At 71.3% G+C, this 15,687-nt stretch carries 15 protein-coding genes; 10 read left to right on the top strand and 5 right to left on the bottom strand.

The window, feature by feature from the left end:
• Positions 1-80: 80 nt before the first annotated feature.
• Both Q8X39_RS16905 and Q8X39_RS16900 read left to right on the top strand, forming a co-directional pair.
• On the top strand, positions 81-995 hold the full coding sequence (locus Q8X39_RS16905; RefSeq protein WP_305750858.1) for a phosphoribosylaminoimidazolesuccinocarboxamide synthase: 915 nt from the start codon (positions 81-83) through the stop codon (positions 993-995).
• A 43-nt stretch (positions 996-1,038) separates the two neighbouring features.
• Positions 1,039-2,175, top strand: a complete 1,137-nt coding sequence (locus Q8X39_RS16900; protein WP_305750857.1) for a hypothetical protein — start codon at positions 1,039-1,041, stop codon at positions 2,173-2,175.
• Between the two features lie 19 nt (positions 2,176-2,194).
• On the opposite strand, the gene Q8X39_RS16895 is transcribed toward Q8X39_RS16900, so the two are convergent.
• Entirely contained in the window at positions 2,195-3,139 is a 945-nt protein-coding gene (locus tag Q8X39_RS16895) for a tetratricopeptide repeat protein (RefSeq protein ID WP_305750856.1), read from the bottom strand.
• A 174-nt stretch (positions 3,140-3,313) separates the two neighbouring features.
• Between Q8X39_RS16895 and purE the strand changes: the two genes are divergently transcribed.
• The 4 genes from purE (at position 3,314) to Q8X39_RS16875 (ending at position 7,144) form a co-directional block, all read left to right on the top strand.
• Positions 3,314-3,775 carry a 5-(carboxyamino)imidazole ribonucleotide mutase gene (purE, locus tag Q8X39_RS16890; protein WP_305750883.1) on the top strand — a complete coding sequence of 154 codons (462 nt, stop codon included), beginning with the start codon at positions 3,314-3,316 and terminating at the stop codon, positions 3,773-3,775.
• Positions 3,775-4,950, top strand: coding sequence for a 5-(carboxyamino)imidazole ribonucleotide synthase (locus tag Q8X39_RS16885; RefSeq protein ID WP_305750855.1), 1,176 nt, complete (start codon positions 3,775-3,777; stop codon positions 4,948-4,950). The genes purE and Q8X39_RS16885 overlap by 1 nt, the downstream gene beginning before the upstream one ends.
• Positions 4,951-5,016: 66 nt before the next feature.
• Positions 5,017-6,060 carry an L-threonylcarbamoyladenylate synthase gene (locus Q8X39_RS16880; RefSeq protein ID WP_305750854.1) on the top strand — a complete coding sequence of 348 codons (1,044 nt, stop codon included), beginning with the start codon at positions 5,017-5,019 and terminating at the stop codon, positions 6,058-6,060.
• 64 nt (positions 6,061-6,124) lie between these two features.
• Positions 6,125-7,144: an SGNH/GDSL hydrolase family protein gene (locus Q8X39_RS16875; RefSeq protein WP_305750853.1), complete on the top strand. Its 1,020-nt coding sequence runs from the start codon at positions 6,125-6,127 to the stop codon at positions 7,142-7,144.
• A 22-nt stretch (positions 7,145-7,166) separates the two neighbouring features.
• On the opposite strand, the gene Q8X39_RS16870 is transcribed toward Q8X39_RS16875, so the two are convergent.
• Positions 7,167-8,717 carry a D-alanyl-D-alanine carboxypeptidase/D-alanyl-D-alanine-endopeptidase gene (locus tag Q8X39_RS16870; protein WP_305750852.1) on the bottom strand — a complete coding sequence of 517 codons (1,551 nt, stop codon included), beginning with the start codon at positions 8,715-8,717 and terminating at the stop codon, positions 7,167-7,169.
• A 125-nt stretch (positions 8,718-8,842) separates the two neighbouring features.
• Between Q8X39_RS16870 and tsaB the strand changes: the two genes are divergently transcribed.
• The 3 genes from tsaB to Q8X39_RS16855 are packed head-to-tail and all read left to right on the top strand — an operon-like array spanning position 8,843 to position 10,981.
• Positions 8,843-9,604, top strand: a complete 762-nt coding sequence (tsaB, locus tag Q8X39_RS16865; RefSeq protein ID WP_305750851.1) for a tRNA (adenosine(37)-N6)-threonylcarbamoyltransferase complex dimerization subunit type 1 TsaB — start codon at positions 8,843-8,845, stop codon at positions 9,602-9,604.
• Entirely contained in the window at positions 9,601-10,158 is a 558-nt protein-coding gene (gene rimI / locus Q8X39_RS16860) for a ribosomal protein S18-alanine N-acetyltransferase (RefSeq protein WP_305750850.1), read from the top strand. The genes tsaB and rimI overlap by 4 nt, the downstream gene beginning before the upstream one ends.
• Positions 10,145-10,981, top strand: a complete 837-nt coding sequence (locus tag Q8X39_RS16855; protein WP_305750849.1) for a uracil-DNA glycosylase — start codon at positions 10,145-10,147, stop codon at positions 10,979-10,981. The genes rimI and Q8X39_RS16855 overlap by 14 nt, the downstream gene beginning before the upstream one ends.
• A gap of 11 nt (positions 10,982-10,992) precedes the next feature.
• Here Q8X39_RS16855 and hemB read toward each other — a convergent pair whose 3' ends face one another.
• The 3 genes from hemB to ffh all read right to left on the bottom strand — a co-directional run bounded on the left by hemB (position 10,993) and on the right by ffh (position 14,734).
• Positions 10,993-12,003 carry a porphobilinogen synthase gene (hemB, locus tag Q8X39_RS16850; protein ID WP_305750848.1) on the bottom strand — a complete coding sequence of 337 codons (1,011 nt, stop codon included), beginning with the start codon at positions 12,001-12,003 and terminating at the stop codon, positions 10,993-10,995.
• Between the two features lie 364 nt (positions 12,004-12,367).
• Complete coding sequence (locus Q8X39_RS16845) at positions 12,368-13,177, bottom strand: DUF2726 domain-containing protein (protein WP_305750847.1); 810 nt, start codon at positions 13,175-13,177, stop codon at positions 12,368-12,370.
• A 168-nt stretch (positions 13,178-13,345) separates the two neighbouring features.
• A complete protein-coding gene (gene ffh / locus Q8X39_RS16840; RefSeq protein ID WP_305750846.1) occupies positions 13,346-14,734 on the bottom strand; it encodes a signal recognition particle protein in 1,389 nt (462 codons plus the stop codon).
• 124 nt (positions 14,735-14,858) lie between these two features.
• Here ffh and Q8X39_RS16835 point away from each other — a divergent pair, with 124 nt between their 5' ends.
• Positions 14,859-15,668 (top strand): cytochrome C assembly family protein, encoded by an 810-nt coding sequence (locus Q8X39_RS16835; RefSeq protein ID WP_305750845.1) that lies wholly within the window; start codon positions 14,859-14,861, stop codon positions 15,666-15,668.
• The last annotated feature ends 19 nt before the right edge of the window (positions 15,669-15,687 follow it).

Below are 15,687 nucleotides of genomic sequence, written 5' to 3'. Positions count from 1 at the left end.
ATGAGGAAGGCCCGCACCCGGCGGGCCTTTTGCATGGAAGGGCCCCCCTACAATTCGTGAAACTTCCCTCCGATCGAGCCGTGACCGCTGCCGCCGCCCTCCAAGAATCCAGCCTCCGTTCGCTGCCGCTGCTCGCACGTGGCAAGGTCCGTGACAACTACGCCGTCGGCGAGGACCGCATCCTGATGGTCGCCAGCGACCGCATCTCCGCCTTCGACGTGATCATGGGCGAGGGCATCCCCGGCAAGGGCGAACTGCTGACGCGCATGGCGCAGTTCTGGTTCGACAAGCTCGGCCATGTCGTGCCCAACCACCTGACCGGCGAGGACCCGACCTCGGTCGTCGCGCCCGACGAGGCTGATCGCGTGCGAGGCCGCTCGATGCTGGTCAAGCGCCTGAAGCCCGTGCCGGTCGAGGCCGTCGTGCGTGGCTACCTCGCCGGCAGTGGCTGGAAGGAATACCAGGACAGCCGCTCCGTCTGCGGCGTGACGCTGCCGGAGGGCCTGCGCAACGCCGACCGCCTGCCCGAGCCGATCTTCACGCCGGCCACCAAGGCCGAGATGGGCGACCACGACGAGAACATCAGCCTCGCGCGCATGGCCGAGATCATCGGCAGCGACCTGGCCGAGCGCATCCGTTCGATCTCGATCGCGCTCTACCAGGCGGCCGCGGCACATGCCCTGACCAAGGGCATCATCATCGCGGACACCAAGTTCGAGTTCGGCCTCGCTGCCGACGGCACGCTGACGCTGATGGACGAGGTGCTGACGCCCGACTCGTCGCGCTACTGGCCGGTCGAGCACTACCAGCAGGCGCTGGCCGAGGGCCGCAACCCGCCGAGCTTCGACAAGCAGTTCCTGCGCGACTGGCTGGAGGCGGCCCGCGTCGACGGTCAACCGTGGAACAAGCAGGCGCCCGCACCGGCGCTGCCGGCCGATGTCATCGCCCACACCGCGGCGACCTACCGGGAGGCGCTCGAGCGCCTCACCGCCTGACGGCCCGCCACGCGGCGCCGTAGCCCACCGACTGCGACCCGCCATGCACCGACTGCTGCGCAACCTCGACGAGGCCATCGAGCGGGCCCGCATCCCGCGCGAGCTGCCCTTCCTGCGGGCCGAGCGCGCAGTGGTCTATGCCCGGCTCGGCGAGCTGGACCTGGCGCGCCGCGAGGTCCATCAGCTGCGCCAGCTCGGCGACATCCACACGCAGACCGTGCTGGGCGCCTGGCTGTGGCTGGCCGAGGGCCTGGCCGACTACTTCGAGAACGTCAGCTTGCGGGCCCGCGAGCGGGTCGGCAAGGCGGTGGTGCAGGCCGCGCAGATGCGTGCGCCACGGGCCCATTCGCTGGCGGCAGCGTGGCTGGCACACCTCGACTTCCGGGTCCATGACTACGCCGCGACGATCGAGCATGTGCGCATCGCGCTGACCGTGGCGCCCGCCACCCACCACTCGGCCCGCTCGCGCGCCTGCACGGTCGTGGCCGGGGCCTACCACTACGCCGGCCGGGAAGACCTGGCCCAGCCCTGGTACCTGCAGGCGCGGGCCCATGCGACGGCCGAAGGCGACGGGGCGGCACTCAGCTCGCTCATGTACAACATGGCCGCCCTGCGCGTCATGGAGGTGCGCCTGACCGAACGCTTCGGCACGCCCGACGGCCTCAAGGTCAAGCGCGCCCGGCTGGGCACCGACTCGTCGCGCCAGCTCGACCTGAACGTGCGCACCAAGGCCCTGAGTCACCACACGCCGATGCAGCAGGCGCTGGTCCTGTCGGCGCTGGGCGAGCATGCGGCCGCACTGGCCCTGTACGACGCCCATCTGGACGGCGCGCTGCGTGAGGGCCTGGCTTTTTCGGAATGCCTGTTCCAGGCCGATCGGGCGACCTGCCTGCTGGCGCTGGGGCAGGGCGACGAGGCCCTGGTGGCGGCCCGGCAGGCCGAATCGGCCTTCCTCGGTGCGACCGAGCCCGAGGAGCAGGCCGTGGCGCATGCGCTGCTGGGGCCGCTGTTCGAGCGCCTGGGCCTGGCCGCGATCGGCGCGCGTCACCTGGGCGAGGCCGAGGCACCGCTGCAGCTCTATCGCAGCCGCAGCGCCCGGCTGCTGGAGATGCTGGCGGCGGCCGATCTGGAGCGCAACCGGCTCGGGCCGACGGTGGCCGAGCCCAAGGCCGCAGCCTGAGTCCCCGGCTGCGCGCGGCTCAGAACAGCGCCATGCTCAGCTTGCGGCGGTACTGGTCCAGCAGCGGATCGCTGGCGACCGCGGCCGTCTTGCCGGCGATCTCGACCGCGCCCTTGGCCTCGGTGGCTGCCACCGGCTTGGGTGCCGGCTTGGTCATCAGCTCCAGGATCGCGACGTAGGTCTTGCGAGCGCGGCCTTCCGCCCAGGTCTTGTCGCGCATCAGGATCTCCAGCAGCTCATCCATCGCGGCGGTGTGGTCCTGCAGCGCGAAGAGCTGGCGGGCGCGGGCGTAGCGGGCCTCGAAGTCGCGCTTGTTGGCGGCGATGGCGGCGTCCAGTTCGGCCATCGGGCGGGCGCTGGCCATGGACTCGCAGGCCTCCAGCCAGGCGCCCAGCGCGGCGATGCGCTGGTCGACGATGGCCTTGCCCGCCATCGGCTCCCAGGCCCGGCGGGCGTCGCTGACGCGGCCTTCCTGCAGCAGCAGCTTGACGTAGTCCTGGCGGGCGGTGTCGTTGGACGGGTCGATCGCCACGGCTTCCTGCAGCTTGGCCAGCGCCGCCTCCGCGTTGCCGTCCTCGGCCAGTGCCTCGGCTTCCTCGACCTCGGCTTCGGCCTCGATCTCGGCCTCGCTGGGCACGTGCTTGTCGAGGAACTCGCGGATCTGCGCCTCGGGGATCGCGCCGACGAAGCCGTCGACCGGCTGGCCCTTGCTGAACATCACGCAGAACGGGATCGAGCGCACGCCGAACATCTGGCTGAGCTGGCCGGCGATCTCGGGCACCTCGTCGCTGTTGAGCTTGGCCAGCGTGAAGCGGCCGTCGTAGGCGGTCTCCAGACGTTCCAGCATCGGGCCGAGCTGGCGGCACGGACCGCACCAGGGCGCCCAGATGTCGAGCAGCACGGGCTGCTGCAACGAGGCCTGGATCAGTTCGGTTTCAAAGTTCTCGAGGGTGATGTCGATCATCGCGGCACCTAGGGGAAGCGGGGCGGGAGGGGAGGCGAGAGCCGGGTGTTGAGCCGACGGGACTTGAGGGCAGTGCCGGGGAAAGCAAGCGGACGGCACGCGCCGCCTAAAATCCCGCCTTTGTCTCGCCCGGAGCCTGCAGTGAACAGCGCCTCGCCCGTGGTCGGCATCGTCATGGGTTCCAACAGCGATTGGGACACCATGCGACAGGCGGCCCAGATTCTCACCGAGTTTGCCGTGCCCTTCGAGGCACGCGTGGTCTCGGCCCACCGCATGCCCGACGACATGTTCGCCTACGCCGAGGCTGCCCGCGGACGCGGCCTGCAGGCCATCATCGCCGGCGCCGGCGGGGCCGCGCACCTGCCCGGCATGCTGGCCGCCAAGACGCCCGTGCCGGTGCTCGGCGTGCCGGTGGCCAGCAAGCACCTGCAGGGCGTGGACTCGCTGCACTCGATCGTCCAGATGCCCAAGGGCATCCCGGTGGCCACCTTCGCGATCGGTGTGGCCGGCGCGGCCAACGCGGCGCTGTTCGCGGTGGCGCTGCTGGCCAACCGCGATGCCGACCTCGCGGCCCGGCTGGACGCCTTCCGGGCCCGCCAGACCGAGGTGGCCCGCGCGATGACGCTGGACGACTGATGGCCGCACATCCCGTGATCCTTCCCGATGGCCAGGCCACGCTGGGCGTGATGGGCGGCGGCCAGCTCGGCCGCATGTTTGTCCAGGCCGCACAGCAGATGGGTTACCGCACGGCGGTGCTCGAACCCGATGCCGCCAGCCCCGCCGGCTGGGTCGCCCACGAACACGTGCGCACCGGCTACGAGGACGTCATCGGCCTGACCGCGCTGGCCAACGTGTCGGCCGCGATCACCACCGAGTTCGAGAACGTGCCCGCCGCCTCGCTGCGCCAGCTGGCCACGCACCGCCCGGTCGCCCCGGCCGGCGACGCGGTGGCGGTCTGCCAGGACCGCGCCACCGAGAAGGCCCACTTCGTGGCGAGCGGCGTGCCTTGTGCGCCGCATGCCCGCATCGGGTCCGAGGCCGACCTCGCCGGCGTCGACACGGCCCTGCTGCTGCCGGGCATCCTGAAGACCTCGCGCATGGGCTACGACGGCAAGGGCCAGCGCCGCGTGCGCGATGCCGCCGAACTCGCGCAGGCCTGGTCCGCGCTGGGCCGCGTGCCCTGCCTGCTGGAAAAGATGCTGCCGCTGGCCGCCGAACTGAGCGTGGTCGTGGCGCGTGGTGCTGACGGCCAGTGCGTGCACCTGCCGGTGCAGCGCAACCTGCACCGCGACGGCATCCTGGCCGTCACGACCGTGCCGGCCGAAGGCATCCCGGCGGCGACGCAGGCCGCCGCGATCGACTCGGCGGGCCGCATCGCGGCCGAGCTGGCCTATGTCGGCGTGCTGTGCATCGAGTTCTTCGTGCTGGCCGATGGCAGCCTGGTTGCCAACGAGATGGCGCCGCGCCCGCACAACTCCGGTCACCACAGCATCGACAGCTGCGACGTCTCGCAGTTCGACCTGCAGGTGCGCACGCTGGCCGGCCTGCCGCTGGTCGCGCCCCGGCTGCATTCGGCCACCGTCATGCTCAACCTGCTGGGCGACCTGTGGTTCGATGCCGCCGGCCGGGAGCGCGCGCCCGACTGGTCCGGCGTGCTGGCGCTGCCCGGCACGCACCTGCACCTGTACGGCAAGACCGAGGTGCGGCGCGCCCGCAAGATGGGCCACCTGACGATCACCGCGCCAACCCCCGAGGCGGCGCGCACGGTCGCCTTGCAGGCGGCGGCCGTGCTCGGTTTCGAGCCGTTCTGATCGGCCCTCCGGCCCGTCAGACCGTTGCCAGACGACGCTCCGTAGTCCCCCCGACGACCCTTGTCCATGCCTGTCCTGTTGCCAACCTCGACCGAGGCCGAACGTGACGCCAGCCTGCGGGCGGCGGTGGCCCGGCTGGCCGAAGGCGGCCTCGTCGCGCTGCCGACCGAGACGGTCTACGGCCTGGGCGCACGCGCCGACCAGGCGCAGGCCGTCGCCCGCATCTTCGCGGCCAAGGGCCGGCCCAGCGACCACCCGCTGATCGTGCACGTGGCCGATGCGGCGGCGGCCGAGGCCTATGCCGCCGAGATCCCGCCGCTGGCCCGGCGCCTGATGGATGCCTTCTGGCCCGGACCGCTGACGGTGATCGTGCCGCGTCGGCCCGGCGTCGCGGCCGAGGCCGCCGGTGGCCAGGCCAGCGTGGGCCTGCGCTGCCCCTCGCACCCGGTCGCCCAGGCGCTGCTGCGCGAAGCGGCGCGGGCCGGTGTCAGCGGCGTGGCCGCGCCGAGCGCCAACCGCTTCGGCCGCGTCAGCCCGACCCGCGCCACGCATGTGATGAGCGAGTTCGCCGGCCAGCCCGAGGCCGCCGGCCTGCTGGTGCTGGAGGGCGGCGAGTGCGAGGTCGGCATCGAGTCGGCCATCGTCGACTGCAGCCGCGGCCACCCGGTGCTGCTGCGCCCGGGCAGCCTGGGCCGCGCCCAGATCGAGGCGGCGGCCGGCGAGCCGCTGCTCGCGCCGGACGCCCAGGCCCCGCGCGCCTCGGGCACGCTGGCCGCCCACTACGCGCCGCGCGCCAAGGTCCGGCTGATGGACCGGGCGGCGCTCGAACAGGGCCTTGGCGTGCTCGCGTCCAGCCTGGCCGAAGCGTCGAGGGCGTCACGAAAGCCTCCGACGCTGGCGGTATATTCGCGCCTCCCGAAGCCGGCTGGGATCTCCGGCGTGGTCTGGCGGACCCTGCCGTCCGACCCGGCTGCGGTGGCGCACGAGCTGTTCGGTGCGCTGCGCGACTTCGACGATGCCCAGGTGTCGCTGATCTGGGTCGAGGAGCCGCCAGCCGACAGCGCCTGGGACGGTGTCCGCGACCGCCTGCAGCGTGCCGCAGCCGCCTGATCGCCCCCGTTCCGCCGTCCTGCCCCTGACCCCCGACCCTGCCCGGTTCCCCGTTGGAGACCTGATGAATCCCCAGTCCCTGCTTGCGCGCCTGATGCGCACCGCCGCCGTCCTCAGCCTCGTGTTGGCCGGACTTGCGGGCTGCGACAGCTCCAGCCGGATCGAGCCCTATGTGCCGACGCGGATGATGTCCTTCGGGGATGACCTGAGCGCCGTCGACGGCAGCGGCCTCAAGGTCAACATCAACGGTGCCAGCTGCGGCGACAACCCGCTGTGGAACCAGCGCCTGGCCTCCGAGATGGGCCTGACGCTGCCGAACTGCCCGCTCGGCGGCACGTCCAACGGCGTGATGGGTGCGGTGGCCGGCGCGAGGGTCGCCGACATCGCGGCCCAGGTCGCTGCGGCCCGCGTCTCGCCGGGAGCGGCCGCGTTCGTGCCGTCGACGCTGGTGACCGTCCAAGGGGGACTGTGGGATGTCATCGACGCCTACGATGTCTACAAGGCCACCGCATCCGGATCTCAGCCGGCTGCGCTCGTGACGCTGGAAGCCCAGCTCGCCGACAAGGGGCGGCAGCTGGCGGGCCTCATCAACGATCTCACGAACAACGGCGCCGGTCCGCGCGTCATCTACGGCACGGTGCCCGACCTGGGTTGCTCGCCGCGGGCCTATGCCGATGGCATCCGGATCAGCGGGAGCTGCCAGGACCAGAGTTCCCGCTCCGATGCGCTGACCGAGCTCACCAAGGCCTTCAACACGGCCTTCCGCACGGCGGTGATCAACGACGGCCGGTATGCCGGCGAGGTCATCTTCGATGACCGCCTGCGCTCGATGACGACGACGACGCCGAATGCGTTGTTCTCGTCGCTCTACCTGCTCTTCAGCGACGCGGAAAGCTCGCTGAAGACGTCGGCCTGCAACACGGCCACGCCGTCGACGTCCTGCACCACCACGACGCTGGTGGCCAACGCGACCAGCACCAACTGGCTCTGGGCCTTCGACGTCATCCCCGGTCCGGCCTTCCACAACCAGATCGCGGCCGGCACCGCCGGGGCGATCTTCCGGGCCCGCAACAACCCGTTCTGATCGACCGCCTGGACCGCCGCCGTCAGCGCGGCGCAGCCAGCCGTTCCGCGCCCCAGCCCAGCACCGCGTCGAGCACCGCCCGGCTGCCGTCTCGATGGGCCTGGGGATGGTTGAGGATGACCACGACCACCGCGCGACGCCCATCCAGGCCGTCGATGTAGCCGGCCAGTCCGGCGACGTCGGCCAGCGAACCGGTCTTCAGGTGCGCCCGACCTGCCACCGAATAGGCCCGCCGGGCGGTCGCCTCGCCGGCCAGCGGCAGGCTCGACAGCAGGTCCGGCATCCACGGCTGGCGCCAGGACCAGCGCAGCCATTGCGCCAGGCAGCGCGGCGTGATGCGCTCGTCGCGCGACAGGCCCGAGCCGTTCTCCAGCCGCAGCTCGTCGGCGATGCAGCCCACCCGCGGCAACAGCCCGGTGACGACGGCGCGGCCGGCCTCCCAGCTGGCCGGCGCAGCGGCCACCACGTTCGATTCGCCGGCATTCATCGGCCTCGAACCCGGCGCTGTCGGCAGGTTGGCCGGACCGCCCAGCGCCAGCAGCATCTGCTGGGCGATGGTGTTGTTGCTGAACAGGTTCATCGGCCGCAGCACGTCGGCCAGCGGCGGCGAGCTGAAGGTGAACCAGGGCTGCCCGGTCGCACCGGCCGTGCCCGGACCGGCGTTGCGCACCGTGCCGCCGAGCATGCCGCCGAAGGCGCGCCACTGCGCCTCGATGGCCCGCGCGGCGTGGCTGGCCGGCTCGTTGTAGGCGATCGACCAGCTGCGTTCGCCGCAGCTGCGCGGCAGGCCGCCGGCGAAGGTCCAGGACGCGGGCGAGCGGAAGTCGGGCTGCAGTCTTGCGCGCCAGTCCTCGCACGGGCCGTCGAGCAGTGGCACGCGCTCGCTGACCCGCCAGCCCGCCAGCGGCAGGTCGACCGTCACGTCGGCAAAGGACTGCCCGGCTTGCGGGCGGAAGGTCAGCGTCACGCTCTTGAAGTTCACCAGCAGCGCATCGGGCCGCACGTTGTAGGGCTTGAGCGGCTCGTTGTCGAAGGCGGCCGGATCGACCTCCGGGATGGCGTAGGCGCTGCGATCGAGCACGATGTCGCCGCGGATCTCGCGCACGCCGCGCTGGCGGATCTGGTCCAGCAGCAGCCACAGCCGCTCGGCCACGAGGCTCGGATCGCCGCCGCCGCGGATGCGCAGCGAGCCGGCCAGCACGCCCTCGCGCGGTGGCGCGTCGACGAAGACCTGGGTCTGCCACTGGTGGCTGCGACCGAGCGTTTCCAGTGCCGCCGCCGACGTCAGCAGCTTCATCAGCGAGGCCGGGTTGACGGGCTGGGCGGCGCGGTGCGCGAGCCAGGGCTCGCCGCCGTCGGCTGGACCGATCCAGACGTGCAGCGCCTCGGCCGGCAGCCCGGCCTGGGCCAGTGCGGCCTGAACCGCCGGCGGCAGGCGCGGCGTCGCCGGGTTCGCGCTGGCGAGCGGGGAAGCCGGCTGCGACCGCGCGTCGCCGGTTGGCCAGGCCATCAGGAACAGGGCTGCGGACAGGGCCGGCAGCAGGGATCGGAAGGGGCGGCGGAGGCTGCGCATCGGGGCCGATCTTAGGGGTGGAGACGGTCCTTCCGATGAGCGGTCGAGTCCCGACAAGGCCGATGCCATCGGCCTTGTCGGGACGACCGGCCGCTACACTGAACCGGCCTCTTCGCCTTCTTGCCATGCCCTCAGCCTGCCTGCTTGCCCTCGATGCCGCGACCGAAACCCTGCACCTCGCGGTGTGGCGTGACGGCGTCGTGCAGGCGCGCGCGCTGGCCGGTGGTGCGCAGGCCTCGATGAACCTGTTGCCCGCCATCGCCTCGCTGGTCGACGCCGCTGGTGCGCGCATGGCCGACATCGACGCGATCGGCTATGGCCGCGGCCCCGGCGCCTTCACCGGTCTGCGCACCGCCTGCGCCATCGCGCAGGGCCTGGCGATCGGGCTGGACCGGCCGCTGGTGGCGCTCGACACGCTCGCGCTGGTGGCCGAATCGGCCCATCGGCAAGCCGGCTTCGAGCGCGTCTGGACGCTGCTGGATGCGCGCATGGGCGAGGCCTATGCGGCCTGCTGGCAGCGCATCGAAGGTGCCGACGGCGTGGTCGACTGGCAGCTCGCGCGCGACGCGTCGGATGCCGTCATCGCCGCGCCGATGCTGCTGCGACCGGATGCCTTGCGCGCCCTCGTGCAGGCCCATCCCGCCGCGCTGGCCGGCCCCGGCTGGACGGTGCACGAGGCGGCGGCCAGCGGACTCGACCTGCCGGTCTGCCCGCAGGCCCTGCCCGATGGCGAGGCGCTGGCCGCGCTGGCGTGGCGGGCCCATGCGGCACGCCGCTGGATCGATCCGGCGCTGGCGCTGCCGCTCTATGTGCGCGACAAGGTGGCGCAGACGACGGCCGAACGGGCGGCTGAGCGCGTGGACCAACCGTCTGCCGTCTCGCGATGAGCGCCCGTCCTGCCCCCGCCCCGGCGCCCCAGCCCGCGCGCGCACCCCGCGCGATGCCGCTGGTGCTGCGGCCGATCACGCTGGACACGCTCGACGCGCTGCTGGCGATCGAGGCGCGCTGCTACTCGCACCCGTGGAGCCGCGGCAACTTCATCGACGCGCTGGCGGCCGGCTACCTGGCGCAGGGCCTGCAGACGCCGTCCGGCGAACTGGTCGCCTACATGATCGCGATGGCCGGCGTCGACGAGTGGCACCTGCTCAACATCACCGTCGCGCCCGAGCACCAGGGCCGCGGTCATGCGGTGCGGCTGCTGCACGAACTGACCCGCCATGCCCGCGCCACCGGCTGCGACTGCGTCTGGCTCGAAGTCCGGCCGAGCAACGTGCGCGCCCGCGAGGTCTATGCCCGCCATGGCTATGTCCAGGTCGGCCTGCGGCGCGGCTATTACCCGGCAGGGGTCGGCCAGCGCGAGGACGCGCTGGTGCTGCGGCTGGACATCGGCACGTCGCGCCACGAACGCAGCGAACACGAGGACGGCCATGGTCTGGTCTGAACGCCAGGTGGCGATGCTGGCGGAGATGGGCATCCACCTGCGCCTGCCGACGACCGTTGCGGGGCCGGCCGGGGACGCGGCGGTGGCAGCGCTTGCCGCCGAGCCCACTGCGCAGTCCGGCGAAGCGGTGGTGCCCGCCGTTTCAACACCCGTTGTCGCGACGCCTGCGGTGGCCGCCCCCGTCGTCTGGGTGCCCGAGGCTGCCCGAGGCGCGAGCCCGATCGACCCGTCCAGCCCGGTCGCGACGATGGGTTGGGAAGCGCTGGCCGAGGCGGTCGCCGGCTGCCGCGCCTGCGAGCTGTGCGACAGCCGCCGCAACACCGTCTTCGGCGTGGGCAACCGGCAGGCCCGCTGGATGCTGATCGGCGAGGCGCCCGGCGAGAACGAGGACCGCACCGGCCAGCCCTTTGTCGGCGACGCCGGGCAGCTGCTCGACAACATGCTGCGCGCGACCGGCCTGACACGGGCCGATGGCGGCGGCGAGGAGCAGGTCTACATCGCCAACGTGCTCAAGTGCCGCCCGCCCCGCAACCGCAACCCCGAGCCGCACGAGGTCGAACGCTGCGAGCCCTACTTGAAGCGTCAGGTCGAGCTGGTGCAGCCGCGCCTGATCCTGGCGCTCGGCCGCTTCGCGGTGCAGTCCATCCTGCGCAGCGCCGAGCCGATCGGCCGGCTGCGCGGCAAGGTCCATCAGTACCACGGCGTGCCGGTGGTGGTGACCTACCACCCCGGCTACCTGCTGCGCAACCCGGTCGACAAGTCGCGCGTCTGGGAAGACCTTTGCCTGGCGCGCGAGGTCATGGAAGGCCTCGCGGTCGGCTGAGTCCGCTGGCGTCAGTCCTTCGACTGCCGCAACTGCCGCGCCGCATCGAGCGCGAAGTAGGTCAGGATGCCGTCGGCACCGGCGCGCTTGAAGGCCAGCAGGCTTTCCATCATCACCGCGTCGTGGTCCAGCCAGCCATTGGCGGCGGCGGCCTTGAGCATCGCGTACTCGCCGCTGACCTGGTAGGCAAAGGTCGGCACATGGAACTCGTCCTTGACGCGTCGGACCACGTCCAGGTAGGGCATGCCGGGCTTGACCATCACCATGTCGGCACCTTCGGCCAGGTCCAGACCGACCTCGCGCAGCGCCTCGTCGGTGTTGCCCGGGTCCATCTGGTAGACCTTCTTGTTGCTCTTGCCGAGGTTGCTGGCCGAGCCGACCGCGTCGCGGAAGGGGCCGTAGAAGGCGCTGGCGTACTTGGCGCTGTAGGCCATGATGCGGGTGTGGATCAGGCCCTCGGCCTCCAGCGCGCGGCGGATCGCGCCGATGCGGCCGTCCATCATGTCGCTGGGCGCGACGATGTCGACGCCGGCGCGTGCCTGGGTCAGGGCCTGCCGGACCAGCACCTCGATCGTGACGTCGTTGAGCACGTAGCCGCTGTCGTCGATCAGGCCGTCCTGGCCATGGCTGGTGTAGGGGTCGAGCGCGACGTCGGTCATCACGCCCAGGTCGGGGAAGCGCCGCTTGAGCTCGGCGACGACCTTCGGCACCAGGCCGTCGGGGTTCGCGGCCTCGCGGCCATCGGGCGTCTTGTGCGTGCCGTCCAGCACCGGGAACAGCGCCATCACCGGCACGCCCAGCTCGACGCACTGTTCGGCCACCGGCAGCAGGCGGTCCAGGCTCAGGCGCTGCACGCCGGGCATCGAGCGCACGTCCTCGACGCGGTCCTGCCCTTCGAGCACGAACACCGGGTAGATCAGGTCGCTCGGGTGCAGGCGATGCTCGCGCACCAGCGCGCGGGTGTAGGCATCGCGGCGCAGGCGGCGCGGACGGGCCATGGGGTAGGGCGGGGGGAGGTGCATGGATCGACTCTCGGCTGACGAAGAAGGGGTCGGACGGGACCCGCGCGCAGGCGTCGGATCGCATCGAAGATTGTCGCGCGCGAGCCTGCTTCATCGCTGTCACCGACACGATCGCGTCAGTAGCCGCACCGATCCGGACCGATGAACGCCGCTGCTACACTCGTCGTTGAGCGACGGGCCGCAAGGTCCTCGTTCCCTGCTTTTCCTCCCTGAGCAGGTGCCTTACCGTGTTGACAGCGTTAAGGCTTTGCAGCCCCAGCCAATGCTGGGGCTCTTTTTTTTCCGGTCCCGACATGAATAAGCCGCCTTCGATGGGCGGCTTTCGTCCTTCTGGAACCGGCCTGCTGAAGGACCGGGGCAGCGCTCAGCGGCTCAGGCCGACGATGCCGTGGGCGGGAGGCTTGATCCCTCCCAGCGAGCTGTTTTCCGGCAAATCGTGGGCCGCGGCGTCGACCGGATCCAGCTGGGCCGGGCGGGTCGCGTTGAGGTCGTCGAACCAGGTCGTGCGCGGCGGCTCGCGGTCGCCGCCGATGTCGGACGAACGACCCGGCCGCGGACGGCCCTGGCCATGCAACGTCGGCTCCATCGGACTGGTCTCCGGACCTTCGTCGGACAGGACCTCGGCAGCCGCCTGTGGCACGAAGATCTTGCGCACCGCAGCCGGGTCCGGCAGCAGCGATTCGGTCCAGACATGCAGCGGGATGCCGCCGGCCCGCAGCACCCGCTCGACACGCAGGTGGCGCTTGCGGGCCCGCTCGGTCTCGACCCGGTCGGCCGGCCGGACCTCGATCACCGCGATCACGTTGGAGGCCGCGTCGCAGACCATCAGGTCGACGCAGACGTGGCCGACCCGGCGCATCCATTCGACGTAGGAGTTGCGGGTGGGTACGCGCACGAAATGCGAGATCGGCACCTGCGCCAGCACCAGGTGGTCGGGCAGGGCGCGGCGCAGCACCTCGAAGGCCCGCTGGTGGCGCAGCGTCAGCACGCGGGTCGCCTCGGGCGGCCAGCCAATCACGGTGTCGACCGCATCCAGGGCGCGAGGACGTCCGATGCTGGCCTGCCGAGGCTTGCTGCCGTGGCTGCGACGCCAGAACCACACGACCACCGCAGCGCAGACGCCGGAGAGGACCACCAGGGCGATCGGGTTGGCGGCCAGCATTGAGAGATCCATCACGACAAGTTAGCGCGCACGAACTGGGTCGTCAATGCGGGACCCTGCGTGATCGATGTAACAGTCTCACCTTTCGAAGTGATGCCGTTCGACCGGATTTCGTGTCTTCGCGAGGCTTCGCACAGGGCTGGTGCGACAAGGCTGGTGCGTGCCGGCATCCGGCCCGGCTCAGAAGCCCATCCCGCCCATGCCGCCCATGCCCGGGGGGAACTTGCCCTTGCCGCCGCCCATGCGCTTCATCATCTTCATCAGGCCGCCGCCCTTCATCTTCTTCATCATGTCGCGCATCTGCTCGAACTGGTTCAGCAGGCGGTTGACCTCCTGGACCTGCACGCCCGCGCCGGCCGCGATGCGGCGCTTGCGGCTGGCCTTGAGCAGGTCGGGCTTGCGCCGCTCCAGCGGCGTCATCGAGTTGATGATCCCTTCCATGCGCCGCACGTCCTTCTCGGCCTTGCCCATGTCGGCCTGACCGGCCTTGGCGGCCAGTTCGCTGGGCAGCTTGTCGAGCAGGCCGGACAGCCCGCCCATCTTCTTCATCTGGCTGAGCTGGGCCAGGAAGTCGTTCAGGTCGAAGCCTTCGCCACTGCGGACCTTGTCGGCCAGCTTCTGGGCCGCCTGGATGTCGACGCCCTTCTGGACTTCCTCGACCAGCGCGACGATGTCGCCCATGCCGAGCACGCGACCGGCGTGGCGGTCGGCGTCGAAGACCTCCAGGCCGTCGATCTTCTCGGACACGCCGGCGAACTTGATCGGTGCGCCGGTGATCTGGCGCACCGACAGCGCCGCGCCACCGCGCGAGTCGCCGTCCAGCTTGGTCAGCACGACGCCGGTCAGCGGCAGCGCGTCCTTGAAGGCCTTGGCGGTGTTGACCGCGTCCTGACCCTGCATGGCGTCGACCACGAACAGCGTCTCGATCGGGGCGAGTGCCGCGTGCAGCTCGCGGATCTCGGCCATCAGCGCCTCGTCGATCGCGAGACGGCCGGCGGTGTCCACCAGCAGCACATCGAACAGGTGACGGCGGGCGTGGTCCAGCGCAGCGAGCGCGATGTCGCGCGGCTTGTCCTCGGGCTTGCTCGGGAACCACTCGGCGCCGGCCTGGCGGGTGACGGTCTTGAGCTGCTCGATGGCGGCCGGGCGGTAGACGTCGGCCGAGACCGTCAGCACCTTCTTCTTGCGGCGCTCGATCAGGTGCTTGGCCAGCTTGGCGGTGGTGGTGGTCTTGCCGGCGCCCTGCAGGCCGGCCATCAAGATCACGGCCGGCGGCTGGACGGCGAGGTTGAGGTCGGCGACGCCTTCACCCATCGTCGCGGCCAGTTCCTTGTGGACGATGCTCACCAGCACCTGGCCCGGATTGAGCGAGCCGACGACCTCCTGGCCGAGCGCCTTCTCCTTGACGCGGTTGATGAAGTCGCGCACGACCGGCAGCGCGACGTCGGCCTCGAGCAGCGCCATGCGCACCTCGCGCATCATGTCCTGCACGTTCGATTCGGTGATGCGGGCCTGGCCACGCATCGACTTGACGAGCTTGGACAGGCGATCGGAGAGGGCTGAGGCCATCGGGGATTCCGGAGATCTGTGACCGATGAGGTCGGTCGGGCTGGTGTGGCGGGCCGTGCAGCGTCGTCACGACGGGGCCCGAAAGTACACTGTGCGAGTGATTCTATCGACCGACTTTTCAGCCTTGTTCGCCGCCCCGCTGTCGCCCTGGTCCGTGGTGCCCGCCGTGATCGCGCTGGTGGCCTACGCGCTGGCCTGGCCTCGCGGCGATTCGGCCCTTGCGCGGCGCGCGCTGCCGCTGGCCTGGATTGCCCATGGCACCGCGTTGTTCGCGCATCTGCTGGGCATCGGCCTGCCGGGTGACGGCATCCGGTTCGGCTTCGCGCCGGCGCTGTCGTCGACGGTCTGGCTGGTGCTGGCGGTGCATGCGATCGAGAGCCGCTTCGTGCCGGTCCCGGCGATCCGCCGGCTGCTGGCTGCGCTGGGTGGCCTGGCCGTGCTGATCGGGCTGCTCTTTCCGGGCGAGGGCGCGATCCATGCCGTCTCGCCCTGGGCGCCGCTGCACTGGCTGATGGGCTTCGCGTCCTATGGCCTGTTCGGCGCCGCGGTCCTGCATGCCATCTGGCTGGACCGGGCCGAACGCGCGATGCGCTCGCGCAAGACGCCGGCGCTGGACAGCGGTGCCTTGCCGTTGCTGCGTCTGGAGCAGCTGACCTTCCGCTTCGTCGCCGCCGGCTTCGTCGTGCTGTCGGCCGCCATCGTGCTGGGCAGCTGGTTCATGGCCGCCTGGCGCTGGGACCACAAGACGCTGTTCTCCCTGATGGGCTGGGCGGTCTTCGCCGGCCTGCTCGGCGGCCGCCGGGCCTTCGGCTGGCGCGGCCGCCGCGCGACCCGCTGGCTCTACCTCGGCAGCGTGCTGCTGCTGCTGGCCTACATCGGCTCGCGCTTCGTCTTCGAGGTGCTGTTGCACCGGCCCGTGGCCATCACCGGATGAATGCCATGGGCGATCGACA

Source organism: Leptothrix discophora, assembly GCF_030705305.1.
Taxonomy (GTDB): domain Bacteria; phylum Pseudomonadota; class Gammaproteobacteria; order Burkholderiales; family Burkholderiaceae_C; genus Sphaerotilus; species Sphaerotilus discophorus.
This window is presented reverse-complemented; position numbering and strand designations above follow the sequence as displayed.